This window comes from Bounagaea algeriensis (assembly GCF_054491375.1).
Genome location: NZ_CM137102.1, coordinates 1,088,964 through 1,114,105, shown reverse-complemented (window position 1 = coordinate 1,114,105; position 25,142 = coordinate 1,088,964). Strand labels below are relative to the sequence as shown.

At 68.5% G+C, this 25,142-nt stretch carries 17 protein-coding genes, 2 tRNA genes, 3 rRNA genes and 1 riboswitch; of the genes, 10 read left to right on the top strand and 12 right to left on the bottom strand.

What is annotated here, in order from left to right:
* The first annotated feature begins 94 nt into the window (after positions 1 to 94).
* A complete protein-coding gene (locus ACVGV2_RS05120; protein ID WP_459164895.1) occupies positions 95 to 1,234 on the top strand; it encodes a polysaccharide pyruvyl transferase family protein in 1,140 nt (379 codons plus the stop codon).
* Between the two features lie 162 nt (positions 1,235 to 1,396).
* On the opposite strand, the gene tenA is transcribed toward ACVGV2_RS05120, so the two are convergent.
* Complete coding sequence (tenA, locus tag ACVGV2_RS05115; RefSeq protein ID WP_459164894.1) at positions 1,397 to 2,128, bottom strand: thiaminase II; 732 nt, start codon at positions 2,126 to 2,128, stop codon at positions 1,397 to 1,399.
* A 167-nt stretch (positions 2,129 to 2,295) separates the two neighbouring features.
* Positions 2,296 to 3,093 (bottom strand): bifunctional hydroxymethylpyrimidine kinase/phosphomethylpyrimidine kinase, encoded by a 798-nt coding sequence (thiD, locus tag ACVGV2_RS05110; RefSeq protein ID WP_459164893.1) that lies wholly within the window; start codon positions 3,091 to 3,093, stop codon positions 2,296 to 2,298.
* Positions 3,081 to 3,176, bottom strand: a riboswitch (TPP riboswitch). Its footprint overlaps the gene before it by 13 nt.
* Positions 3,177 to 3,358: 182 nt before the next feature.
* On the opposite strand from thiD, the gene ACVGV2_RS05105 reads away from it, so the two are divergent.
* From ACVGV2_RS05105 to ACVGV2_RS05085, 5 genes are all read left to right on the top strand, one after another.
* Complete coding sequence (locus ACVGV2_RS05105) at positions 3,359 to 4,096, top strand: hypothetical protein (RefSeq protein WP_459164892.1); 738 nt, start codon at positions 3,359 to 3,361, stop codon at positions 4,094 to 4,096.
* 374 nt (positions 4,097 to 4,470) lie between these two features.
* Positions 4,471 to 4,905 carry a peptidase inhibitor family I36 protein gene (locus ACVGV2_RS05100; RefSeq protein WP_459164891.1) on the top strand — a complete coding sequence of 145 codons (435 nt, stop codon included), beginning with the start codon at positions 4,471 to 4,473 and terminating at the stop codon, positions 4,903 to 4,905.
* A gap of 165 nt (positions 4,906 to 5,070) precedes the next feature.
* Positions 5,071 to 6,723 (top strand): AMP-binding protein, encoded by a 1,653-nt coding sequence (locus ACVGV2_RS05095; protein ID WP_459164890.1) that lies wholly within the window; start codon positions 5,071 to 5,073, stop codon positions 6,721 to 6,723.
* A gap of 42 nt (positions 6,724 to 6,765) precedes the next feature.
* Positions 6,766 to 7,377, top strand: a complete 612-nt coding sequence (gene orn, locus ACVGV2_RS05090; protein WP_459164889.1) for an oligoribonuclease — start codon at positions 6,766 to 6,768, stop codon at positions 7,375 to 7,377.
* A gap of 221 nt (positions 7,378 to 7,598) precedes the next feature.
* Positions 7,599 to 7,674, top strand: a tRNA-His gene (locus tag ACVGV2_RS05085).
* A 49-nt stretch (positions 7,675 to 7,723) separates the two neighbouring features.
* On the opposite strand, the gene ACVGV2_RS05080 is transcribed toward ACVGV2_RS05085, so the two are convergent.
* The gene (locus tag ACVGV2_RS05080) at positions 7,724 to 8,863 is read right to left on the bottom strand and encodes a L,D-transpeptidase (protein WP_459164888.1); all 1,140 of its coding nucleotides are present in this window, start codon (positions 8,861 to 8,863) and stop codon (positions 7,724 to 7,726) included.
* A gap of 353 nt (positions 8,864 to 9,216) precedes the next feature.
* On the opposite strand from ACVGV2_RS05080, the gene ACVGV2_RS05075 reads away from it, so the two are divergent.
* Both ACVGV2_RS05075 and ACVGV2_RS05070 read left to right on the top strand, forming a co-directional pair.
* A tRNA-Lys gene (locus tag ACVGV2_RS05075) sits at positions 9,217 to 9,289 on the top strand.
* Between the two features lie 263 nt (positions 9,290 to 9,552).
* Positions 9,553 to 9,684 (top strand): hypothetical protein, encoded by a 132-nt coding sequence (locus ACVGV2_RS05070; RefSeq protein WP_459164887.1) that lies wholly within the window; start codon positions 9,553 to 9,555, stop codon positions 9,682 to 9,684.
* Positions 9,685 to 9,717: 33 nt separating this feature from the next.
* On the opposite strand, the gene ACVGV2_RS05065 is transcribed toward ACVGV2_RS05070, so the two are convergent.
* The 4 genes from ACVGV2_RS05065 to ACVGV2_RS05050 form a co-directional block, all read right to left on the bottom strand.
* Positions 9,718 to 12,159: a beta-glucosidase gene (locus ACVGV2_RS05065; protein ID WP_459164886.1), complete on the bottom strand. Its 2,442-nt coding sequence runs from the start codon at positions 12,157 to 12,159 to the stop codon at positions 9,718 to 9,720.
* A gap of 364 nt (positions 12,160 to 12,523) precedes the next feature.
* Positions 12,524 to 12,641: ribosomal RNA gene (rrf, locus tag ACVGV2_RS05060) — 5S ribosomal RNA — on the bottom strand.
* A gap of 136 nt (positions 12,642 to 12,777) precedes the next feature.
* Positions 12,778 to 15,872 (bottom strand): 23S ribosomal RNA (locus ACVGV2_RS05055).
* A gap of 226 nt (positions 15,873 to 16,098) precedes the next feature.
* Positions 16,099 to 17,634 (bottom strand): 16S ribosomal RNA (locus ACVGV2_RS05050).
* Together the 16S, 23S and 5S rRNA genes form the textbook arrangement of a ribosomal RNA operon.
* A 571-nt stretch (positions 17,635 to 18,205) precedes the next feature.
* On the opposite strand from ACVGV2_RS05050, the gene ACVGV2_RS05045 reads away from it, so the two are divergent.
* Positions 18,206 to 18,529 (top strand): hypothetical protein, encoded by a 324-nt coding sequence (locus ACVGV2_RS05045; RefSeq protein ID WP_459164885.1) that lies wholly within the window; start codon positions 18,206 to 18,208, stop codon positions 18,527 to 18,529.
* 36 nt (positions 18,530 to 18,565) lie between these two features.
* Here ACVGV2_RS05045 and ACVGV2_RS05040 read toward each other — a convergent pair whose 3' ends face one another.
* The 3 genes from ACVGV2_RS05040 to rbsK all read right to left on the bottom strand — a co-directional run bounded on the left by ACVGV2_RS05040 (position 18,566) and on the right by rbsK (position 22,355).
* A complete protein-coding gene (locus ACVGV2_RS05040; protein ID WP_459164884.1) occupies positions 18,566 to 20,182 on the bottom strand; it encodes a dipeptide ABC transporter ATP-binding protein in 1,617 nt (538 codons plus the stop codon).
* Between the two features lie 18 nt (positions 20,183 to 20,200).
* Positions 20,201 to 20,806: an Lsr2 dimerization domain-containing protein gene (locus ACVGV2_RS05035; protein ID WP_459164883.1), complete on the bottom strand. Its 606-nt coding sequence runs from the start codon at positions 20,804 to 20,806 to the stop codon at positions 20,201 to 20,203.
* A gap of 646 nt (positions 20,807 to 21,452) precedes the next feature.
* Positions 21,453 to 22,355, bottom strand: coding sequence for a ribokinase (gene rbsK, locus ACVGV2_RS05030; protein WP_459164882.1), 903 nt, complete (start codon positions 22,353 to 22,355; stop codon positions 21,453 to 21,455).
* 153 nt (positions 22,356 to 22,508) lie between these two features.
* Between rbsK and ACVGV2_RS05025 the strand changes: the two genes are divergently transcribed.
* Positions 22,509 to 23,657: a hypothetical protein gene (locus ACVGV2_RS05025; RefSeq protein WP_459164881.1), complete on the top strand. Its 1,149-nt coding sequence runs from the start codon at positions 22,509 to 22,511 to the stop codon at positions 23,655 to 23,657.
* Positions 23,658 to 23,784: 127 nt separating this feature from the next.
* Here the strand turns inward: ACVGV2_RS05025 and ACVGV2_RS05020 are convergent, their stop codons facing one another.
* Complete coding sequence (locus ACVGV2_RS05020) at positions 23,785 to 24,660, bottom strand: spermidine synthase (protein ID WP_459164880.1); 876 nt, start codon at positions 24,658 to 24,660, stop codon at positions 23,785 to 23,787.
* Positions 24,661 to 24,698: 38 nt separating this feature from the next.
* A complete protein-coding gene (gene speD / locus ACVGV2_RS05015) occupies positions 24,699 to 25,091 on the bottom strand; it encodes an adenosylmethionine decarboxylase (RefSeq protein ID WP_459164879.1) in 393 nt (130 codons plus the stop codon).
* Positions 25,092 to 25,142: the final 51 nt, after the last annotated feature.

Below are 25,142 nucleotides of genomic sequence, written 5' to 3'. Positions count from 1 at the left end.
ACCGGACCGCTGCGCCCGTCGAGAGCAGCCGGTGCCCACCGGATTGCTAGTTTCAGGTCCTCCCCATCGTGGACCCCGACAGGCTGGAGCAGTCGTGAACAGCAGTGCCGCAGCACCTCCGGGCACCATCTACCTGGTCAGCACCACCGGGAACCCGAACTACGGGGACGAGGTGATCGCCGCGACCTGGCTCCGCCACCTCGCGCGCATCGCCCCGCACAGCGACGTGTGGGTGGACTGCCCCAACCCGGGACCCAGCGCGACCCTGCTCGACGGGCTGCACCCGCGGGTGCGTTTCACCGACACCTTCTGGCGACTCTGCTGGGAAGCTCCTGCCGAGGAACCGTGGGAAGTGTCCGCGTTCGTGCAAAACGCCATCAACGACCCGGGCATCGCCCCGCGCTGGATCTCCGGGATCGAACTCGCCGCGCGCGCCGATCTCGTCCACGTCATCGGCGGCGGCTACATCAACGAGATCTGGCCGCGCCACTACGGCCTGCTGGCCGCCGCCGTCGCCGCCACCCGGCGCTCCGGTGGTCGCGCCGCGCTCACCGGTCAAGGACTGTGGCCCGCTGCCGAGGAGACGCGGCCGCTGCTGCGCAACCTGGCCGGCCAGTTCTCCCTCGTCGACGTGCGCGACACCCCCTCCGCCGAGCTCCTCGGCGACGGCATCCGCACGTCGAACAGCGGTGACGACATGTTCTTCGGCCTCCAGTCGGACCGCTACCGCGACGACGACCTGTGCGAGTTCATGCTCTGCCTGCAGTCGGACCTGCTGACGACCTCGCTGCCGAACCTCGCCGGGTTCGTGCTCGACACGCTGCGCTCCTGGGGGGTGCACCCGAGCCAGGTCGGCGTGGTCGAGGGCATCCCCCGCGTGGACCGCGAACTCTACAGCCTCGTCGAACACGACCTCACCGGTGCGCGGTTCTACCCGTTCTCCGAGATCATGGAGCGGGGACTGCCCGCGGCCGAGGGGCAGTACTGGCTGTCCACCCGGTTCCACATGCACCTCATGGCCGCGGCCGTCGGCGCCGACGGCGTCGCCGTGTCCGTCAACCCGGAGTACTACGCCAACAAGCACCGCTCGCTGATCGAGCGCGGATCCAGCTGGACCCTCAGCGAAGCCACCGACGTCCCGGAGCTGCCCCGCGGCGGCGGGTTCCCGCCCGACCGCTTGCGGGCGCTGCAGGAGGACAAGGCCAAGCTCGCCTGGTCCATCTACGGCGGCTGAGCCGGGCGGAGCGCGGCCGCTCCGCCCGGCGATGCGGCGACCACCCGCAACCTCGCCAGGTCGGCCCCGACAGTCCCGGGACCGGGCCAGCGGCGGGTCGGCGCAGCGGGCTTCAGCCCAGCAGCAGTTCAACGCACCGGGCTGCGGCGCCCCGGTGCGAGTTCACGCCTCCGCCGTGGCGGGCTCCGGTCGCCACTGGGCGGTGGGCCACTGCTCCCGCTGCCAGGCGCTGTTCCAGAACAGCCACTCGTACTCGGTCGCGCGGGTGAACGCGTCGAACATGCGGCGCCGGGTGTCCGCGTCCGCCCGCTCGGCCAGGCGGTCGGCCAGCTCCCGCGCGGTGAGCACGGAATCGGCGAACGCCTCGTCGGCGTAGGTCTCGATCCACGCCCGGTAGGGGTGGTCCGACACGTCGCCCACGGACTCCAGGATCGCGCTGCCCACGTGCTGGTACACCCAGAAGCACGGCAGGATGGCCGCCACCAGCACCGGGTAGGGCTCGCTGCCCGCGCATGCCCGCAGGTACGAGGTGTAGGCGTCGCAGGACGGCGACGTCCGCACCGCCGCGATGTCCTCATCGGACAGTCCGAGCTCGTTGATGTAGCCGGCGTGCAGCCGGCGTTCCTCCACCACCGCTTCCCGCGCGGCTCCGGCGAGGAAGGCCGCGTCGACCGGTTCGTCCGCGCGGCTGGCGGCCGCCGCCAGCGCCTGCGCGAAGGCGACGAGGTAGCGCCCGTCCTGGACGATGTAGAACGCGAACCGCTCCCGCTGCAGGCTCCCGTCGGCGAGCGCCGCGTTGAAGGGGTGCTGCACGATCGCGTCCTGCAGCTCGGCGGTGCGGTCCCACGCGCGGGCGCAGAACCCGCCCGGTGTCGGCGGGGGAAGGCTGGTCATGAGTGGTTCTCCTCGAATCGGCGTTGAACGGTCCGGCCGTGCGGCCGGTGCGGCCCGGGAACGCGGCAAGAACTCGGCCCGGCCGTGAACCCCTGCAGCGGTGAACCCCTGCGGTGAACCCCTGCGGCGGTGAACTCCTGCGGCGGTGAACTCCTGCGGCGGCCGAATCACCACCACTGGTGGAAGTGGTGCACCGGCCCGTGCCCGTGACCGACGTCGAGGCGCTCCGAGTGCCGGAGCGCTGCGGTGAGGTAGTGCTTCGCCTCGCGCACCGCACCCGCCCAGTCCGCGCGCTGCGGCCGCAGCGCCGCGATCGCGGAGGACAGGGTGCAGCCGGTGCCGTGGTCGTTGTCGGTGCGCACGCGCTCGCTGCGGAGGGTTTCCACGTCGCTGCCCGCCAGCAGCACGTCCACACTGGATTCCCCGCTGAGATGCCCGCCCTTGAGCAGCACGTTCTTCGCCCCCAACCCGGCCAGGCGCTGCGCCTGCCCGGACATGCCCGGTTCGGCGTCCAGCTCCGGCTCGGCGAGCAGGTCGGCCGCTTCCGGCAGGTTCGGCGTGATCAGGTCCACCCGCGGAACCAGGTCGTCGCGCAGCACGCGGACCGCCTCCGCTGCCAGCAGCCGGTCGCCGCTCTTGGCGACCATGACGGGGTCGAGCACCACGTGCGGCGGGTGGTAGCGGTCGAGCGCGTTCACCACCGCCCGGATCACGTCGGCGTTGCCGAGCATGCCGATCTTGACCGCGTCCACCCGCACGTCGTCGAACAGCGTGACGAGCTGCGAGCTGACGAACTCCGACGGGATCTCCCGCACTTCGGCGACCCCCGTGGTCGTCTGCGCGACCAGAGCGGTGACCACCGACATGCCGTAGGCGCCCTGCGCGGAGAACGCCTTGAGATCGGCCTGCGTCCCCGCGCCCCCGCTGGGGTCGGTTCCGGCGATGCTGACGACATTGGCGACCATGACGTCCCTCCGCTAGTGCGAGCTAGGTCAGGTTCGACGGGTCTGCTCTCAGCCCGGCCCACCGGGCACCCCGCGTCACTGGGGATCCAACCTAGCAACTCCACCGCCGCAAGAACACAGCCGAGCCGCTCGCGGTGATCGCGGACCGGCACCAACGCCTCGCGAGCACCGGCATGTCGGATTTGACCAACATCACAGCGACGGTCGTCACACCCCGCCGACGAGGCGGTGAAACACCCGGTGTAGGCCCACTACAGTGGAAAAGATGGAGACGACAACCGATGCCGTGAGCTCCACGCGTGCGCGCTCGGACAAGCCGGCGGAGGACCCCGCCAGGGTCTGGGAACCGCTGACCAAGCTGACCGAAGCCGCGGCGGCAGCCGCCGGACCGGCGGCGAGCGTGGCCATCACGCGCGGATTCGACCGCACCAACCGCGAACGCGCCAAGGCGCTGCGCTCGCTGCTGCAGGAGCGGAACATCCCGGCCATCGAGGTCACGCCGGCACCGGGCAGCGAACGGTTGCTCGCCGGCGCCGACATCGCGGCCGTGGTCAACCTGATCGGCGCCGGCAGCTGGCAGCCCTACCGGATCGCCGCCGAACTGCGGGCTCCGGTGCTGACCCCGAACCCCACGGAGCAGCCGGCCGAGGAGGTCCAGCGGCACGTGGTCGCGCTCGAAGCCGAGGACGGCAAGCGCGACATCGCACTGTCGCACGTCGCGATCCGAGCGGAGAACCCCGACGGCAAGCTGACCATCGCGCACGACACCGACGAGGTGTCCACGAGCGGCGGTTGGCTCAGCGTCACCGTTCAGGACGGCGCGCTGCAGCTGGAACTCGGCGGCCCGGACGTGTCCACCCGGCAGCTGTCCACGACGAGCCTGCGGGTGCAGGTCGAGGACACCCCGCACCGGCTGGTGCGCGATGAACTGCCGATCGCCGACTACGAGGGCACGCTGACCCTCACCGCCGAGGCGAACGGGCTCACCGTCCGCCCGGTCTGATCCCGTTCCGCCCCGCACACGATGGCCCGGCCCGCGCGCCGGGCCTTTTCGCGTCCGGGGCCTTTTCGCGTCCGGGGCCTTTTCGCGTCCGGGGCCTTTTCCTGCCCAGGTTCTTTTCGCGTCCAGGGCCTTTCGTGCTCTGAACCGCGGCGGGGCCGGCCCGCAGCCCGCACCGGTGTCGTCACACTACCCCTCGAACCGGGTATTCCCGACTTCCGTCGGCTTCCGGGGGCAACCCCTCCGATCTCCTCGGCGTCTCTGTGACGTGGACCATTCGCGGAACCGCCGCGAACGGTCCCGTGCACCAACCGCGGCGCGCGGCAGGTCTGCACCTCTGCAGCGTGCCGACCCACCGACCGAGGAGGCTCGATCAGATGTCATCCACGAAGTTCCGCATGCCACGGTCGCTGCGCGCCGTGGCAGCGACCACCGGTGCCACCGCCCTGGCCATGGGCGCGGTCTTCGCCGGCCAGGCCGCAGCCCAGGAGAACCAGGACGGCCTGGAGGCCATGGACGCCGCGTGCAACGAGGGCTACCTGTGCATCTGGGACGGCCCCAACGGCAGCGGTGACCGCATGGACCTCTACGTCTGCGACTACGTCAACGTCCGCGAGGGCGCCGAGGGGCAAGCTCCGATCCGCGGCGTCGGTTCCTTCGTGAACAACCAGACCGACGGAACGGTCACCGGTTTCCACGGACCGCTGCCCGAGGACCCGGAGGGTCCGCCGCAGCACCAGTACGACTCCACCGCCTTCGACATCCGCGGCGACACGACCGACCTCAACACCTACGAGGTGCAGGTCTGCTGACAACCACCGGCCCGGCGCCCCGGTGCTCCACCGGACCACCGGGGCAGCCGGCGCCGTCCGGCGGCGCCCGCTCGATGCACCGCGGTCCTCTCGCGATCGCCCTTTTCACGACTCCACTGCCACGGCATCATCTACTCCGAGCAGACAGCCGGCGAAAGGTGGACCGTGCACTCGCGAGCGACCCCGGCCTTGCTGCGTCACCTGGTCAACGGAGCAGCCCGCCTCTCCCCGGGCCTGCGCACCGCGTACGTCCTCGCCCGACAGGGAGTGCTGCGCCCCCTGCGCCCGGACAAGATCGTCCGCATCGCCGCTGCGTACCGCCGGTGGGGCGTCACCCCGCCACTGGGCTTCGCCATCGGCGCCGTGCGCCACCCGGACAGGCCCGCCGTGATCGACGAACGCGGCGTGCTCAGCTACGCCGAGGTGGAGCACCGCACCACGCGGCTCGCGCACGGGTTGCGGGACCGGCTGCACCCGGGCGAACGCATCGGGGTGCTGTGCCGCAACCACCACGGCGCCGTCGAAACGATCGTCGCCGCCGGCAAGCTCGGCACCGACGTGGTGCTGCTCAACACCGGCCTGAGCAGCGCGCAGATCGCCGGTGTAGTCGAGCAGCAGCGCGTCGGCGTGCTCGTCCTCGACGAGGAGTTCGCCGACCACCGCGACGAGCTCCCCGGCGAGCTGGAGACCGTGCTGGCCTGGACCGACGGGACGACGCGGCGCGCCACCCTCGAACACCTCATCGCGCGCGGCCCCAACCGGGCGCTGCCGCAACCGGCGCGGCACTCCCGGATGATCGTGCTCACCTCCGGCACCACGGGCTCGCCGAAGGGCGCACGGCGCCCGGACCCGCCGAGCCTGGAGCCCGCCGCGACGATCTTCTCCCGCATGCCGCTGCGCCACGGCGAACGCGTCCTCGTCAGCGCACCGCTGTTCCACACCTGGGGCGTGGCCGCGTTCCAGCTCGGCACCGTGCTCGGGGCGACGCTGGTGCTGCAGCGCAAGTTCACCCCCGAAGGAACCATCGAGGTGCTGCGGCGCCAGCGCTGCACCGCGCTGTTCGCCGTGCCGGTCATGTTGCAGCGCATCCTCGACCTACCGGAGGGCGTGCTGGCACGTTCGGCTCCACCCGTGCTGCGCACGGTCGCCAGCAGCGGCTCGGCCCTGCCCGCGGACCTCGCTGCGCGCTTCCAACGGCGGTTCGGCCGCGTGCTGTACAACTTCTACGGCTCGACGGAGGTGTCGTGGGTGAGCATCGCAACACCGAACGAGCTGCACGCCGCGCCCGACACCGCAGGCCGCCCGCCCCGGGGGACGACGGTCCGCATCCTCGACGATGCCGGGGATCCGGTGAGTTCGGGCTCGATCGGACGCATCTTCGTGCGCAACGACATGCTTTTCGAGGGATACACCGGCGGCGGCGACCGGGACCGGCACGACGGGATGATGGCCACCGGGGACCTCGGCAGGTTCGACGCCAAGGGCCGGCTGTTCATCGTCGGCCGGGAGGACGACATGATCGTCTCCGGCGGGGAGAACGTGTACCCGAAGGAGACCGAGGACGCCGTGGCCTCTCTCGAGGAGGTGGCCGAAGCCGCCGTCATCGGCGTGCGGGACGCGGAGTTCGGCCAGCGGCTCGCGGCCTTCGTCGTGCCGCGCGAGGCGGGGGCACTCACCGCCGACGGGGTCCGCGAGCACGTGCGCGCACGCCTGTCCCGCCAGGCCGTGCCGCGTGACGTGACGTTCCTCGACGAGCTGCCGCGCAACACCACCGGCAAGGTCGTGCCCGCCGAGCTGCAGGCGCGGCTGCAGGGCTGACCACCGGTACGAATGTTGGGCCGCCGCGTTAGGCTCAGCCGCGTGAACGACCGCCTGGTGTGGATCGACTGCGAAATGACCGGTCTCGATCTCCGCTCGGATGCGCTGGTGGAGATCGCGGGCCTGGTGACCGATGCCGAGCTCAACATCCTCGGCGAGGGCGTGGACCTCGTGGTGCACGCCGACGACGACGCGTTGGACCGGATGCAACCGGTGGTGCGGGACATGCACGAGCGTTCCGGGCTCACCGAGGAGATCCGCCGGTCGACGGTGACGCTCGCGGAGGCCGAGCAGCGGGTGCTGGAGTACGTGCGCGAGCACGTCCCCGACGGCCGCTCGGCGCCGCTGGCCGGCAACTCCATCGCGACCGACCGCGGGTTCATCGCCCGGGACATGCCCGAGTTGGACGCGCACCTGCACTACCGCATGGTCGACGTCTCCTCCGTCAAGGAACTCGTCCGGCGCTGGTACCCGCGGGTGTACTACGCCCAGCCCGAGAAGGGGCTGGCGCACCGCGCGCTGAACGACATCCGGGAATCGATCCGCGAGCTGGCCTACTACCGGCAAACCGTGTTCGTGCCCCAGCCGGGCCCGAGCACCGAGCAGGCCCAGCAGTCCGCTGCGGCGCTGCTCGATCCGGAACAAGCTGAATGACCTGCATCAACAGTGAACGACAACCCGTTTCACGATCGCGGAAGAAGGCGCGCTAGGATAGACGTGTTGCTGCGGTGGCTGCGGCCAACACGGTTGCGGCCAACACGGTTGCGGCCAACACGGTTGCGGCCAACACGGTTGCGGCCAACACGGCTGCGGCCAACACGGCTGCGAACGACGCGGTTGCGGCCAACGCTGCCGGGATTCCGCGAGCAAGCATGGTGGGTGTAGCTCAGGCGGTAGAGCACTGGGTTGTGGTCCCAGGTGTCGCGGGTTCGAATCCCGTCACTCACCCCACGAGGAAAGGGCCCCGTTCTGCGGAACGGGGCCCTTTCGCCTTGCGGTGTCAGCGATTGCCGCCGACCCACTCCTCCCAGGGCACCTGCCAGTCGCCGAAGCCGTCCCACGCCTCGAGCTGCGGCCCGCCCGAGTTGGTGATCTCGACGACGTCGCCCTTCTTCAGCAGGTCGAACACCCACTTCGCATCCGCCTCGCTGAGGTTGATGCACCCGTGGCTGGTGTTGGTGTTGCCCTGCTGCGGCACCGACCACGGGGCCGCGTGGATGAACTCGCCCCCGTTGGAGATCCGCACGGCCCAGTCGACCTCGGTCTGGTAACCGCCGTCCTCCACCGGCAGCCCGAAGGTTTCCGAGTCCATGAAGTACGAATCGTGCTTCTGCGTGACCACGTGCGTGCCGTTGCTGGACGGGTACTCCGGCTTGCCGATCGACACCGGCAGGGTGCGCAGGAGCTCACCGTTGCGCTTGACGGTCATCTGGTGAGTGCTGCCGTCGGCGTGCAGCTCGATCCCGTCCCCGATGGTGATCTGCGCGCTCCGGTCCTCGTCTCCCCAGACGCCGTCGCCGAGCTGCCGGCCGTAGACGTCGATGTCGATGTCGATGCGGGTTCCCGGTTTCCAGTACTCCTTCGGCCGCCAATGGACCTCGCGGTCGTTGAACCAGTAGAAGGCCCCCTGCACCTCCGGTTCGGTCCGGATCCGGATCGCTTCTTCGGCGCGCTCCTTGTCCGGCGCCGGGGCGTCCTCGCTGAAGTAGAAGGCCAGCGGCTGACCGATGCCCACGGTCTGCCCGTCGATCGGGTTCATCGACACGTACGTCCGGGCCTGCGGGCGCGCCGTGTGGAACGTCGTCCGGCGCTGCACCGGCTCGCCGCCTCCGCGAACGGTGACGGCCAGCGTGTAGTCGCGGTCGTAGCCGAGCTTGCCGTCGGCGGACCAGCGCGTGCCGTCCTCGCTGATCGCGCCCGGGATCTTCTCGCCCGTTCCGTTGGTCAGTTCCGCGTGCACGATCTTGCCGCCATCGGCCTCAGCGGTCACCGCGTCGGCCGGGCGCACGTCTTCCGCACCGTCTTCCGGGGTGAACCGCACTTCGGGCGAGGATGCGGGCGTGTCATCGGTGCGCCCTGCGCTGGTTCCCGCGCAACCGGCGATGAGCGCGACGAGCACACCGAAAAGCACGACGAGCATCGACCGACGTCCCGCCGCGGGAACACGTGACACCTGCATTGACGACAGTCCGTTCTCCGTTGCGACCTCTCCGCCTACTCGTGTGAGTGACCACGCCCACGCGAGCAGGCGGACGTTGTTTCCCCTCTGGAGACACAACGCCCCCCCCTTTCGGGTTGCGTTCCCGAAGAGATGAAATTGAGACCGGGCGCTCACCAGGGCTTCGTCCAGCGCGGTACCCGCCGTACCCGCGCCGCGGCATCCGAAGGGACCCCCCGTGAATCCGCCCCGCAGCGGGGTGCTAAAGTATTTTTCGTCAGCAGCGAGGGAACAGGAATGCTGCGAAGCAACACCGGGAACCTCGCTGGAGACGAGCGCCAATAGCTCAACAGGCAGAGCAGCAGACTCTTAATCTGCGGGTTCGGGGTTCGAGTCCCTGTTGGCGCACAGAAAGCCCAGGCCGCAAGGTCTGGGCTTATTCTTTCTGCGGATCCGTCCACATTTCCGCCGCATTCCCGCGCGGATTCGGTGCGCACCGGTGCCCGGGATCACGTGCCCGACGTGGCGTGCACGCCGCGACCTCCCGTTCGTAGCGCGGGAGCGGGCTCCACCCCTTGGCCGCACCACTCCAATTAGGTTAGGTTTACCTAAAGCACTGCCAGCGACGGTGGCGCGACTACGACCAGCGCACCAGGCAGCTCCGCGAACTCGTGGGCGGTGGGGAGAACGCCCCCACGGTCAGCGCGCTGCGCGCCACCGGCGAACAGCTCCGCCTGTTCGGCATCGGACCGCTCGCGGCCAACTGCGTGCTCGACGACCTGCACCGCGTGTTCAGCGAGTAACAACGGACGCGCAGAAACGCTCGTCGCCCGCGCTCAGCGGACGGTCAACCGCAGATCGCCCACGGACCGCCCGGCGGCCAAGCCGTGCTCCCCCTCGGCCAGTTCGTCCAGTTCCACCGGCACCTCCGCCCGGCTGCCCCGCTCGACGTGGACTTTGGCGAACCCGACCAGCCGCGGTGGTCGTTCCTCGGACGTGGCGTAGACCTGCACGACCTCGCTGCCCGCGCGCGGACCGACGTTGCGGATCCACACCCGGACGCTGTCGCCGTCGTCGGCCACCTCCGCGTAATCCCACTCGGTGTAGCCGAGTCCTTCCCCGAAGTGGAACGCCGGCATCGTTCCGGCACGGGCGTAGGCGCGGTAGCCGAGCACGTCGCCCTCCTCGTAGCGGAGATGACCGTCCCGCGGGTGAATCGCCGGCAGCGGAACCGGCACGTCGGCGAGCTCCGCCGGCACGGTCGTGGGCATCCGCCCGCTCGGCTCTCCCTCCCCGGTCAGCACGTCGGCCAACGCACCACCGAACTCCTGACTGCCGAACCATGCCCACAGCACCGCCGGAACCGACTCCGCCCACGGCAGCAACACCGGCGCCCCCGCGTTGACCACCGCGACGGTGCGCGGATTGACGGCGGCGACCCGGCGAACCAGCTCGTCCTGCCCTCCGGGCAGGCTCAGGTCGGACCGGTCGAACCCCTCGCTCTCCACCTCGGCACTCGTCCCGACCACCACCACCGCCACGTCCGCGTCCCGCGCGGCCTCCACCGCTGCGGTGAACTCGCGCTGCTCGTCCCATTCCTCCGGGCGCCAACCGAGCCCCACCGAGGTGATCCCGTCGAGGTCGGCGGGATCGAAGTCCACCGCGAGCAGCACGGTGCCGTCGGCGTCGAAGTCAGTGTCCAACAGCACCGCGGTCACGCGCCGCTGCGGTGGGGCCACGAGTTCCACGGCAGGATCGGTGGTGGAATCCTCCCGGCTCACGTACTCGTCGAAAAGCTCCCGGCCGGCGATGCGCAGCGCCACCCGACCGGTCCCGCTCACACCGAACAGGTTCTCGCCGGAGCGCGCCCGCACATGCGCGCTCAGCCGCAGACGACGCGTTTCCGGCGGCATGCCCTCGCGCCCCAGCCACACCAGGCGCTGCACCCCGCGGACCTCACTGCTCAGCACGTTTCCCTGCGCGTCGAGGTACTCCACCCGCAGTCCGCGGGAGCGTTCACCGTCCTCGTCCGCGTCCGCAGGGGCGAGAACGGCCTCGGGATCGAGCGGTTCCAGCAGGTGCTGGTGCCGGACCCCGCGTTGCGCCAGCACGGTCGCGTCCGGGAAGGCCTGCCGCAGTCCGTCCACCGGGCTGACCACGTGCATCGGCATCACCTGGGACGTTCCGCCGCCCTGCACGACGGGGGCGAACGCGTTCTCCCCGAGCACCGCGATCGTGCGCACCTTCCGCGGCAGCGGCAGGAGTGGAGATCCCCCGACGGGGTCGTTGCGCAGCAGCACGAACGTCCGAACCGCCATGTCGCGGATCACCTCCGCCGTCCCGGCCGCGTCCGGAGCTCCGGTCTCCGCGGGAGTCTCGGCCGTGACGTCCAACGCACCGGTGCGCCACGCCAGGCGGAGCAGGCGCAGCACCTTGTCGTCGAGGACGTCCTCGGGGACTCGCCCGGCCTGGACCGCTCCCGCCAGCGCACCTCCCGCCCACGGACTGCCGGTTCCGGGCATCGTCAGGTCGAGCCCCGCCAGAGCGGAAGCGTCCACCGAGGAAGTGGCGAACCAGTCCGAGACGAGCGCGCCGTCCCAGTTCCACTCGCTTTTGAGGACGTCGCTGATCAACGTGCGGTTCTCGGTCATCGTGCGCCCGTTGACGCTGTTGCAGGCGGCCATGAGCATCCAGGGGTCGGCGCGGCGCACGATCCTGCGGAACGGCTTGAGATGCACGTCCCGCAACGTGTCCGCGTCGACGACCACGTCGTAGCTGTTCCGCCCGGTTTCGGTGTCGTTGGCGGCGAAGTGCTTCGGCGTCGCCGCCACTCCGCGCCCCTGGATCCCCGCGACGAGTTCAGCACCGAGCTCGGCGACCAGCAGGGGGTCCTCCGCGAGGTTCTCGAAGTTCCGACCGCCGTACGGGCTTCGATGCAGGTTGACCGTCGGCGCGAGCACAGCGTGCACCCCGCGGTGTCGTGCTTGCGCCCCGAGCACCGATCCCGCTGCCCGCGCGACATCCCGATCCCAACTCGCGCCGATCGCGGCACCCACCGGTATCAGCGCCGAGGGATCGCGCTCATCCCAGCGCTGCCCGCGCACTCCGTTCGGACCGTCCGACAGCACGATCTCGGACAACCCGATCTTCGGTAGGGACGGGGTCGTCCAGAACCCGGCGCCGGCGACGAGCGTCGCCTTTTCCACGACGGAGAGCTCCGCGAGCAGGGCACGCAACGCCGTGTCGTCCGGCGCCTCCCGCTGACCCGTGGTTGTCATCCGGACACCTCTCTCCAGCAACGACCGGTGCAGGTGCCGAGGAGGCGCGGGATCATCGCGCGCAACTCCCGGGCGCGGTCCAGTCTCGGACCGCGGAGAGGGGTTGTCGAGCACACCGGGAACGGGGACGTCCGGTGGCCGGGCGGCGGGGTGGGTGCGCTGCGAGGGCGGGTGCCCGAGCGCCGGGTGCCGGCGTGTCGTGTACCGGAGCGGCCAGCGCTGGCCGTGCTGCTGGGGTACGGCATGCAGGGGCATGCCCCCGTCGCCGCGGGCGGTTCGCCGCCGCGGGGGGTGTGAAATGGGAAGAGCGGGGCAGGGGGATGTGGTCACCCCGTGCCCCGCTCTTCCTCCTTTTGTGGGTGTGTGTCGGCGGCGACTTACTCTCCCACACCCCACCGGGTGCAGTACCATCAGCGCTGGGAGACTTCGCTACCGGGTTCGGTATGGGATCCGGGCCTACCCCTCCCGCTATGGCCACCGACAACTCACAAACCCCTCACACCCGCACCGGGGTGGGGGGTGGGTGGTTGAGAAGCCGATCAGCAGGTGTGAACACCCCACCACCAGCAATACTGGCGCGTCGTGTCCGTGATGCTCGAGGATTGTGCCCTCACAAGAGGGGGTAAGCCGCTCGGCCGTTTAGTACCGGTCGGCTGAACTCGTTACCGAGCGTGCACCACCGGCCTATCCACCCAGTCATCTCCTGGAGGCCTTAACCCACATGGGGCGGGACACCTCATCTTGAGGCTGGCTTCCCGCTTAGATGCTTTCAGCGGTTATCCGTACCGAACGTAGCTAACCAGCCGTGCCCCTGGCGGGACAACTGGCACACCAGAGGTCCGTCCGTCCCGGTCCTCTCGTACTAGGGACAGCTCCTCGCAAGTGTCCTCCGCGCGCGGCGGATAGGGACCGAACTGTCTCACGACGTTCTAAACCCAGCTCGCGTGCCGCTTTAATGGGCGAACAGCCCAACCCTTGGGACCCACTACAGCCCCAGGATGCGACGAGCCGACATCGAGGTGCCAAACCATGCCGTCGATACGGACTCTCGGGCATGATTAGCCTGTTATCCCCGGGGTACCTTTTATCCGTTGAGCGACACCCCAGCCACCTGGAAGTGCCGGATCACTAAGACCTGCTTTCGCACCTGCTCGACCCGTCAGTCTCACAGTCAAGCCCCCTTGTGCCCTTGCACTCACCACCTGATTCCCAACCAAGCTGAGGGGACCTTTGTGCGCCTCCGTTACTCTTTGGGAGGCAACCGCCCCAGTTAAACTACCCACCAGGCACTGTCCCCAATCCGGATCACGGACCTAGGTTAGATGCCCGGAACGGCCAGAGTGGTATTTCACCAACGACTCCGCGCACACTGGCGTGCCCGCATCACCGTCTCCCACCTATCCTACACAAGCCGCACCACACACCAATGCCAAGCTGCAGTAAAGGTCCCGGGGTCTTTCCGTCCTGCCGCGCGAAACGAGCATCTTAACTCGTCGTGCAATTTCGTCGAGTCCGTGGTCGAGACAGCGCCCGATTCGTTACGCCATTCGTGCGGGTCGGAACTTACCCGACAAGGAATTTCGCTACCTTAGGATGGTTATAGTTACCACCGCCGTTTACCGGCGCTTCGGTTCAGAGCCTCGCCCCCCACAGGGGGCTCACCCCTCCCCTTAACGTTCCGGCACCGGGCAGGCGTCAGTCCATATACTTCGCAACCACGCTTCGCATGGACCTGTGTTTTTAGTAAACAGTCGATCAGGCCTCGTCACTGCGGCCGGCCCGCGCTTCCGCCGCCACGGGCGTACACGCCAACCGGCTCCCCATCTCCCGAAGTTACGGGGACAATTTGCCGAATTCCTTAACCACGGTTCGCTCGCTCGCCTCGGTATACTCTACCTGGCCACCAGTGTCGGTTTCGGGTACGGACCACCGACGCGTCCGCTAGAGGCTTTTCGAGACAGCATGGGCTCACCCACTTCGCCACTCAGGCTCGGCATCAGGTCTCAGGCACCCGGTGCACGGATTTGCCTGTACACCGCCCTACACCCTTACCCCGGCACAACCACCGGCCGGGCTGGACTACCCTTCTGCGTCCCCCCATCGCGGGCCCGCACACCCAGCGCGGCGCCACGGCCCGCCACGACGCGCAGCCCAAAGGCCACACGCCGCACGAACGATGACACCACCACCACGATGCCGGGCGGATCAGCGCCGGCAGGTACGGGACTATCAACCCGTTGCCCTTCGACTACGCCTGTCGGCCTCGCCTTAGGATCCGACTCACCCAGGGCGGATCAACCTTCCCCTGGAACCCTTGGCCATCCGGCGGAGGAGATTCTCACTCCTCAAACACTACTCATGCCTGCATTCTCACTTCCGGCTCCTCCACACCCGGTTACCCGGCATGCTTCACCGTCACCGGAACGCTCCCCTACCCAAACAACCCCCCACCAGGGGGCTGCTTGTCGCGGCTTCGGCGGTGTGCTTTCCAGCCCCGCTGAATTTTCGGCGCAAAGTCGCTTAACCAGTGAGCTATTACGCACTCTTTCAAGGATGGCTGCTTCTAAGCCAACCTCCTGGCTGTCCCAGCGACCCCACATCCTTTCCCACTCAGCACACACTTCGGGGCCTTAGCCGACGATCTGGGCTGTTTCCCTCTCGACCATGGAGCTTTTCCCCCACAGACTCACTGCCACGCTCAAACCCAGGCGTATTCACCGTTTAGCTGATCTCGGTAACCCACCGGGCCCCTCGACCAACCAGCGCACTACCCCACCCAGGAACCACGCAACGCTGCACCTAAATGCATTTCGGGGAGAACCAGCTATCACCGAGTTTGATTGGCCTTTCACCCCTGCCCGCAGCTCATCCTCCAGGTTTGCAACCCTGGTAGGTTCGGGCCTCCACCCGGTATTACCCGGGCTTCACCCTGACCACGGGAAGATCACTCGGTTTCGGGTCCAGAGCACGCGACTCCACCGCCCTCTGCAGACTCGCTTTCGCTGCGGCTACCCCACACACGGGTTAACCTCGCCACGCACCACTAACTCGCAGGCTCATTCTTCAAAAGGCACGCCATCACACCCCGCAGGTGCTCTGACGGCTTGTAGGCGCACGGTTTCAGGAACTCTTTCACTCCCCTCCCGGGGTACTTTTCACCATTCCCTCACGGTACTGATCCACTATCGGTCACCAGGGAGTATTTAGGCTTACCAGGTGGGCCTGGCAGATTCACACGGAATTCCACGGGCACCGTGCTACTCGGGAACAACCCAGACTTCCACGACAACTTTCACCTACGGGGGTCTCACCCACTCCGCCAGCGCCTTCCAACGCCTTCGGCTAGCCACGCTTCCATCCCCCGGAGCGGCAGCCCCGGAACAAGCCGTCCCAACAACCCCGGACACGCAACGCCTGCCGACTCTCCCACGCACCCGGTTTAGCCTCTTCCCCTTCCGCTCGCCACTACTCAGGGAATCGCTCTTGCTTTCTCCTCCTGCAGGTACTGAGATGTTTCAGTTCCCCGCGTTACCACCCACTGCCCTATACATTCAGACAGCAGCGACCGGACAACACTCCGGCCAGGTTCACCCGTTCGGACACCCTGGGATCACAGCTCGGTCGGCAACTCACCCAGGCTTATCGCAGCCACCCACGTCCTTCAACAACTCCTGGTGCCAAGGCATCCACCGTACGCCCTTCACAACTTACCACCACGAAGGACCACAACCAACAACACCACGACAGGATGTTCACACCCACTATCCACTTCTCAAACACCCAGAAACACCACCCCAGCCGGGCCGTGTTCCCTCACAACCCGACAGCGAATGCCTGTGCCACCACGCGCACGAACCCCAAAACACCACAAAACCAACACGAAACCCACACCACACGCTCCGAGGACACTCCCCGAAACACTCGCGGGCTTCTCCTTAGAAAGGAGGTGATCCAGCCGCACCTTCCGGTACGGCTACCTTGTTACGACTTCGTCCCAATCGCCAGTCCCACCTTCGACCACTCCTGCCGGACGCATCCGGTTGGGCCATGGGCTTCGGGTGTTACCGACTTTCATGACGTGACGGGCAGTGTGTACAAGGCCCGGGAACGTATTCACCGCAACGTTGCTGATCTGCGATTACTAGCGACTCCGCCTTCACGGGGTCGAGTTGCAGACCCCGATCCGAACTACGACCGGCTTTGCGAGATTCGCCCACCCTTGCGGGATCGCCACCCTCTGTACCGGCCATTGTAGCATGTGTGAAGCCCTGGGCATCAGGGGCATGATGACTTGACGTCGTCCCCACCTTCCTCCGAGTTACCTCGGCAGTCTCCCGTGAGTCCCCAACCACATTGCTGGTAACACGGGACAAGGGTTGCGCTCGTTGCGGGACTTAACCCAACATCTCACGACACGAGCTGACGACAGCCATGCACCACCTGTCCACCGGCCCCAAGGGAAACCCCATCTCTGAGGCGATCCGATGGATGTCAAACCCAGGTAAGGTTCTTCGCGTTGCATCGAATTAATCCACATGCTCCGCCGCTTGTTCGGGCCCCCGTCAATTCCTTTGAGTTTTAGCCTTGCGGCCGTACTCCCCAGGCGGGGCGCTTAACGCGTTAGCTGTGGCACGGAAACCACGACGGTCCCCACACCTAGCGCCCAACGTTTACGGCGTGGACTACCAGGGTATCTAATCCTGTTCGCTCCCCACGCTTTCGCTCCTCAGCGTCAGGCACGGCCCAGCAAGCTGCCTTCGCCGTCGGTGTTCCTCCCGATATCTGCGCATTTCACCGCTACACCGGGAATTCCGCTTGCCTCTACCGCCCTCAAGTGTGCCCGTATCGGCCGCCCGTCCGCGGTTGAGCCGCAGGATTTCACGGCCGACGCGACACACCGCCTACGAGCCCTTTACGCCCAGTAACTCCGGACAACGCTCGCGCCCTACGTATTACCGCGGCTGCTGGCACGTAGTTAGCCGGCGCTTCTTCTGCCCCTACCATCACCTTTGTCAGGGCTGAAAGAGGTTTACAACCCGAAGGCCGTCCTCCCCCACGCGGCGTCGCTGCGTCAGGCTTTCGCCCATTGCGCAAGATTCCCCACTGCTGCCTCCCGTAGGAGTCTGGGCCGTGTCTCAGTCCCAGTGTGGCCGATCACCCTCTCAGGCCGGCTACCCGTCGTCGCCTTGGTAGGCCCTGACCCCACCAACCAGCTGATGGGCCGCGAGCCCATTCCGGACCGGGCACCGCACCTCACAGCACGGCACCTTTCCGTCCCCCCGGATGCCCGAGAAGACGGCTATCCGGTATTAGCCCCGGTTTCCCAGGGTTATCCCCGAGTCCAGAGTAGATTACTCACGTGTTACTCACCCGTTCGCCGCTCGGTTATCTCCCGAAAGAGACACCTCGCTCGACTTGCATGTGTCAAGCGCGCCGCTAGCGTTCGTCCTGAGCCAGGATCAAACTCTCCAACAACAAATCCCAGCAAAAAAACAAGGGCCACGCACACGCGTGGACACAAACATCCGCTGTCGAGTTCTCAAAGAACACGCCACCACAACCCCGCGGCGGCACCACACAACCCTAACAAGCCACCACCAACCACCCCCACAACGGGGGCCCGCAGCAGAACGCCACCATCACACCAACAGCAGCACCCACACCGCAGCAGCAGCAGCAAGCTCAGGTATTCCACTCTAACAAACAACACCCGACAACACCGGACCGGCCCCGCAGTGCACCCTCGGAATCAAGAGAACCCGGAATCGGCCCGTCGTCGCCGACGCAGGACAATCTACACCCATCCCACCCCTCCTCGCGCACCCACCCCCCCACCACACGCGAAACACCAGGTCAGATGGCGGGGCACGACTCACCGGCGAAGTCGGCACCGCCCGCACGAGCGAGCCACGGTCGGGTGATCCCGGACGCACCGCCCTCCAGTCTCGCGGACGCAGTGCCGATAACCTGGCGGAAAGTCCCGTCGGAGCTCGGCTCCAGCGACGGACGATGCAAGTGCACGAGGCACGCGTCAGGACGGGGGACGATGAACGCGACGCCGATCTACGCCGAACTGCAGCAGACGGTCATGGACCCGGAGACGACGGACTGGGACGTGAGCTCACCTCCCGCCTTCGCCGCGGAGCTCGCCGAAGCGGCCAAGCGCCACGCCGCCGCGGAAGCGACGTCCGAGGACACCGACTCGACTGCGCACGCGGCGCGTACCGGGAGCAAGCGGAGCGGAAAAGCGGCGAACAGCCGTGCGCGCAGCGAGGACCAGACCACTGCGACCGGTTCCACGTCGGCGCACAGCGCCGCATCGGCCGGTTCCCGCGGCCGCAGCAACCGCCGGCACCGCGCCGGCGAATGACGACCGGCCCGTGCGCGGTTCCGGCGCGCACGGGCTTCAGCCGAGCACCACCTGCCGAGCCTGCTGCGCGTCCGGGTCCGCGACCGGGGCCGCTGCCAGCAGTTGCCGCGTGTGGGGGTGCGTCGGCTGCGCGAGCACCTGTTTCCGCCCGGCGCACTCCACGAGCTCACCCGCCCGCAGGACCGCCACGCGATCGGCCAGCCGGTTGATCACGGCGAGGTCGTGGCTGATGAACAGGCACCCGAACCCGTGTTCCTGCTGCAACCGCTGGAGCAGGCCCAGCACCGCGTCCTGCACGGACACGTCCAGGGCGCTGGTGGGTTCATCGGCGATCAGCAGTTCCGGCTCCAGCGCCAGTGCCCGGGCGATGCTCACACGCTGCCGCTGACCGCCGGACAGTTCGTGCGGATACCGCCGCTCAGTGCCCTCGCCGAGTTCGACCGCATCCAGCAGTTCGGCCACGCGCCGCGCACGCGCCCCGCGCTCGCCCCTGCGGTGCACCCGAAGCGGCTCAGCAATGCTGTCGCCGACGGTGCGCCGGGGATCCAGGGACGAACCGGGATCCTGGAACACCACACCGATGTGCCCTCGCCACCGCCGCAACGCGCGCTGCGGCAGGCGAGTGACGTCCTGCCCGAGCAGCTCCACCGCTCCCGCTGACGGACGGATCAACCGTGCCGCGCATCGCCCGATCGTGGATTTGCCCGACCCGGACTCGCCCACCAGACCGAGCACCTCCGCCCGGTCGATGCGCAGCGACACCCGGTCGACGACGCGGCGGGAACCATAATCGACACTCAGGTCCGAGATCTGCAACACCGGCTGGTCCCGGCTCGGTCGGCCGTCCGCGCCGGTGTCCTCCACTCGCAGGCTGGGCACCGCCGCGAGCAACCGGGCGGTGTAGTCGTGCCGCGGTTCGCGGAACAGCTCGCGCACGGGAGCCTGTTCCACGACCTCCCCGTGCCGCATCACGAGGACCCGGTCGGCGAGGTCCGCGACCACGCCCATGTCGTGCGTGATGAGCAGCACCGACATGCCGAACCGCTCGCGCAGGTCCCGCAGCAGCGCCAGGATGTCGGCCTGCGCCGTCACGTCCAACGCGGTCGTCGGCTCATCGGCGACGAGCACCTGCGGTCGGCACGCGAGCGCCAAAGCGAGCACGACGCGTTGCCGCTGCCCGCCGGAGAGCTGGTGCGGGTAGTACCGCAACCTCCTCCGGGGCTCCGGGATGCCGACGAGTCCCAGCAGTTCCGCGGCGCGTTCCCGCGCTCGGCCGGCACCGTCCTCGTCGTGCAGTCGCACGGTCTCGACGAGCTGCCAACCGATGGTGAAAACCGGGTTCAGCGAGGTCATCGGCTCTTGGAAGACCATCGCGATCCGACGTCCCCGCAGGCGGCGCAGTTCGGCCTCGTCCTGCCCGACCAGCTCGGTGCCGCCCAGGGCGAGACTGCCGCGGACCTCAGCGTTCTGCGGGAGCAGTCCGAGGGCGGACAGGGCGGTGACGCTCTTGCCCGAACCGGACTCGCCGACGACCGCGAGGACCTCCCCCCGGTCCAGGTGGAATCCGATGCCGTTGACCGCGTCCGCGTCACCGTCGTCCGCGCGGAAGCGCACGCGGAGATCCGTGCACTGCAGTAGCGGGCTCTCGCTCATCGCCTTGCTGCCGCGCGGTCACTCGGCCGAGGAGAACTGCGGCATCACCACGGCGGGAACGCGCGAGTCGGGTTCCGCTTCGTCGGATTCGGCTTCGTCGGGTTCCGCGTCGGAGCCCGTGCCGTTCGCAGCGGCCGGCTCACCGGTCGCAGGCTCGTCGTCCCGCGCGGACGGTGCGGCCGTCCCGCTGATGTCCAGCGGTTCCTCCGAGATGACCTCTTCCTGCTCGGCGGCTCCGGCGCCGGCGTCGGCGTCGTGCGCGGCTTCCTTGCTGAGGCGCTCCTTCGTGCGCTGGGCCGCGCCGCGGATCTGGTCGGTGAGATCGCGGTTGACCTTGCGGGAGCGGTGCTCTTCCTGTTCTTTCTGCCGCGACTTCGCGGGCTGCGGAATTCGCGCTCGCCGGACGTAGTGATCGAGCAGCGCTCTCAGCTCGCGGGCATGGCGTTCGTTCAGGTCAATTTCGTAAGTGACACCGTCCAGCGCGAAGGTGACGGTGTACTGAGCTGTCGAGCCGTCGAGGTCATCGACGAGTTCGACCTGAATGCGTTCGGCCATGATCACCTGTCTTGGGAACGTACCCCGCCGGACTCGCGCCGTGGCGGGACTGCTGCGAACCTCTGCCACGTTGTAGCACGCGGCCGATGCCGTTGTCTCTTTACTCCGCGAAGATTCGCGCAGCGGGCCGTGTTCTCCAATACCGGGGCCGCAACGCTGCCCGAGCACCCCGAAAACGCCCCACCGGACCGACCGGTGACCATCGGCACACCAGTTTCCAGAACAGACCCACGTCGCAATGTGCTTTCGCCGTCTTCAGCATACACAATACCGGAGTAGTCGACGACAGGAGTTTCCCGTGCTCGGCGGCGCGGAAACTCACGTAACGCGCACGAGCCCGTACCGAGCGCGTGCGCGCGCAAGTTCCCGAAACCGCTGGTCAGCGGTCGCGCCCGCCACCGCGGCAGTTGGAAACGCCGCCCGCCGAAAGGGCAGCATTGCGCCGCCGCCCAATTCGGCGAATGTGCACGAACCCCCGAAATCCCGGTCTGCCACCTCCCCATTCCGCCGCGCAGCGGGCCGGGTGAAACCGCGGACGTGCCCCCACGGCACCACCGCCGGCACCCGGCAACCTACCGCGCCAGCAGCGGTGACGGAAGCACCGCACTCCCCGGTGCGGGGCGCAGCCGTGCGGCGGTGAGCAATCACCCCCGGACGGAGCAGTGCCGAACCGAGCAAGGCGGACGAACAGCGCAGCGGTCGTTCAGCACAGCTGTCATTCGCCGAGGAAATCGAGGATCTCCGCGCGGTCGGGCATGGAACTGCTCGCTCCGCGCCGCCCCACCGACACGGCCGCCCCGGCGGAAGCCCAGCGCAGCGACTCCGGCACCGAGCGGCCTTCGCCCAGGGCCAGGCACAGCACGCCGACGAACGTGTCACCGGCGGCGGTGGTGTCCACCGCGTCGACCGGGTAGCTCGGAACGTGCACCTGCTCACCGCCGCGGCTGCCGTACAACGCGCCTTCCGACCCCAGCGTGATGACGACCTCCGGCACCCGCTCCAACAGGGTGGGCAGGGCCTGCCGCGGCTCCTCGTGCCCGGTCAGCACGGCGGCTTCGTGCTCGTTCGGCACGAGCAGATCGACGTTGGCCAGGATCTCGGCGGGCAGTTCCGCCGCGGGCGCCGGCGTGAGCACCACGCGCACGCCGTTGCGCCGCCCGGCGCGCGCCGCCGCCGCCACACCGTCCAGCGGGATCTCCAGCTGCAACAGCAGGCTGTCGGAACCGGCGATGCGCTCCTCGTCCCCCTCTGCGAGCTCGTCGACCGCGTCGTTGGCACCGCCGATGACGACGATGGAGTTGGCGCCCTCGTCGTCGACGACGATGTGCGCGGTGCCGCTGCGGCCGGGGACGGTGCGCAGCCCCTCGACGTCCACCGCGGAAGTGCTCAACGTCCGGCGCAGCTGCTCACCGAACTCGTCGCGGCCGACCGCACCGATCATCCGCGCCCGCGCCCCCGCCTTGGCGGCGGCGAGGACCTGGTTGGCGCCCTTGCCGCCGGGAACGGTGGTGAACTCGTGCCCGTGTACCGTCTCGCCCCGGTGCGGGGCCCGCGGCACGGACGCCACCAAGTCCATGTTGCAACTGCCGAAGACCACGAGATCCGTCACGGGCCTCATCATCGCGGACGGCGGCGCGGCCGCACCGCCCGGGCCGCGCACCCCGCGCACAGCTGCTCGCGACCGTGCGCGGATGATCGGCACGAGACGCGCCGGCGGGACCGAGCGATCCGGCCCGCCGACGCCGCGAGACGTACCATTCCCGCAACCCGTATGGAGAGGCGTGACACGGTGGATTACGCGGTGACCGCGGAGCTCAAGACCCCCGGGGAGGCCGAGCTCGACGCATTGCAGCAGGAAGGCGTCGCGGCGGTGCTGGACCGCCAGCTGGCGCTGATCGAGGGCATCGCCGGCGAGGACGAAGGCGAGATCGATGTGCTGGACTATCGCATCGCCGTGCACGCGAGCGGGGCGAGCGTGGTCCTGGCCCTGGACGCGCCGTCGCTGACGGACGCCGAGCAGGCCGCCGCCGCTGTGCTGGACCAGTTGCTGCAGGAGAGCGAGCTGCTCACGACCTGGACCGTGGACCACTCCGAAGTGCAGATCACCGAGGACGAGTTCAACCTCAGCCTGGCGGCCGCCGAGGGTGCCGAAGACGGCGGGGGTGCGTTGGAGACGTCCGAGGGCCAGCCCGACGAGCAGCTGCTCGCCGCGCTCGAACAGGCGCTCACCGAGGCGGAGGACGACACCGAGCTGGGCAGCGACGAGTGGCGCGAAGTGCTCGGTACGCAGGCGGATCAGCTGCGCGCGTTCGACCTGACCGCGTTCGTGGCCGCGCCGGAGGACGACGAGTCGGAGCAGCGCGCCCGCCTGGCGGCCGGGGCCTTGGTGCACGCGGCCACGTTCGTCACCGAAGCGCTGTACCAGGACGAACTGACCCTGGCGCTGCAGGGCGCGTCGGTCGCGGACGTGGACGACCTGCTCGTCCTGACCGACCTGCCCCCGTGCTACGACTTCCGCTACACGACGACGTTCGCCCGGGCGCTGCTGCTGTCCACCGCGGCGGTGGCCACGCGGCTGACCGCCCGCGAGTGGGTTCCGCCGCGCACCGTGGCCGAGTGCTGGGGGGTGCGACTGATGGTCGACGCCGCCCGGGAGACCCTCGAGGCCGCCGAGCTGCTCAGCGCGGAGGTCGCGGCGCAGCTGTTCGACACGTTCCTGGAGCAGGCGCTGCCGAACCGCTCGTTCGAGGAGCTCTACGAGATCGACCGCTCGCTCGACTCGGCCGAGGACACCGGTGCACCGGGTGAGCGCCCCGCCGAGGAGGTCGAGGACGAGTTGCGCGGCCGCGGGTTGGCCATCGACCAGTGGTTCGTACCGGAGGACACCGAGGGGCTGCACCCCTACCTGCTGCTGACCTGAGCCGGCGCCCGGTGCGCGGGGTCGCTACCGGGCGCACGGGGTGTCACTGCGCGCAGGGCCGGGTGGTCGCGGAGACCACCCGGCCCTGACGTGTCCGGCGTTGTGCTCGTCGGGCGGTGCCCGCCGGTCAAGCCTGCTGGTTGCGCACCGAGTACGGCGGCACGGTGCACCCGATGATGCTGGCGTCGTCGATCGTCCGCGGCCGGTAGGCGGATATCGGGAAGTTGTCCAGCATCAGGTTGGTCGGGTCGTCCACGTATTCGCCGCGGCCGAACAGGAACGACCACTCGTGCTCGTCGGAGCCGAAGTACACGGTGGTGTCGAACACGGACTGGAAGCGGTTGTAGGCGCGGACGAGCGTGGTGTTGCGCCACACGGTCGGCGAGCCGGCCTGGAACGCGGCGACACCCCCGGGCGACAGGACCGTGTGGCACTGCTGCACGAAGTCCTGCCCGTACAGCCGGTTGTGCTGCGCCTCGCCGGCGTCGGCCCGCTCGTCCGGCAGGTCCAGCACGACGACGTCGTAGCCCTCCGGGGGAGCCTTCTGCAGGAAGGTCTCCCCGTCCTGGTAGTGCACGGCGATCGGACCGTCACCGCTCTCCGCGCGGGAGAGCTCGTCCGCGGAGTAGCCGTACGGCAGCGTCTCGGCGCACAGCCGCACGCACTCCTGGTCGATGTCGACGTGGTCGACCTGCGAGGCGCCGGCCTGCACCGACATGCGGCTCGCCACGCCCTCGCTGGAGCCGATGATGAGCACGCGCTCGATCTTCTCGGCGAGCAGGAACGCCGGCACCATCATCGCCTCGTGGTAGACGAGCTGCGAGAACTCCGTGCTCTGTCGGTCGTCGTCGCAGAACAGCGAGATCCCTTGGCCGGTGCGGGCGATCACGACGTGCTGGTACGCCGTGTCCCGTTCGGCCAGCACCTCGTCGACCCGCCAGAGGCGCTGCATGTCAGCACCCATCGGTTCCTGGATCCACCGGTGCCCGTCGAGTTCGATCAACGGTGCTCCTCCTAGCATTCTGCGCCCGGCAGGGCGGCTCACGACAGGTGGGCGAAGTCTCGGCCGCGGCGAATGGATTGCAGGTTCGTCGAGGTGGGGCTCAACGCATCCGCGAGCAGCTGCACGGCACGCTCCGGCTGCGCAGTGTTGCCGCAGGTGAAGACGTCGATGAAAATCGACCCGTCTTCGGGATACGTATGCAGCGAAGCATGCGATTCCGACAGCAGCGCCAGGACGGTGACGCCCTGCGGGTCGAACTTCTCGGCGATCACCTGGCACACCGTGGCGTCCGAGCGATCGAGCGCGGATTCCAAGGTTTCCCGCAGGAACTGTTCGTCGTCGAGCAGTTCCGGCGCGACGCCTTCAAGTTCAGCGAGAACGTGCTGGCCGGCGAAGAGGCCGACCGGCGGCGTGGCGGTGTCCACGGACATTGAAGACCTCCCGACGAAGCGGCGGTTTTCCCTCCCCACTGGAGGCGATAT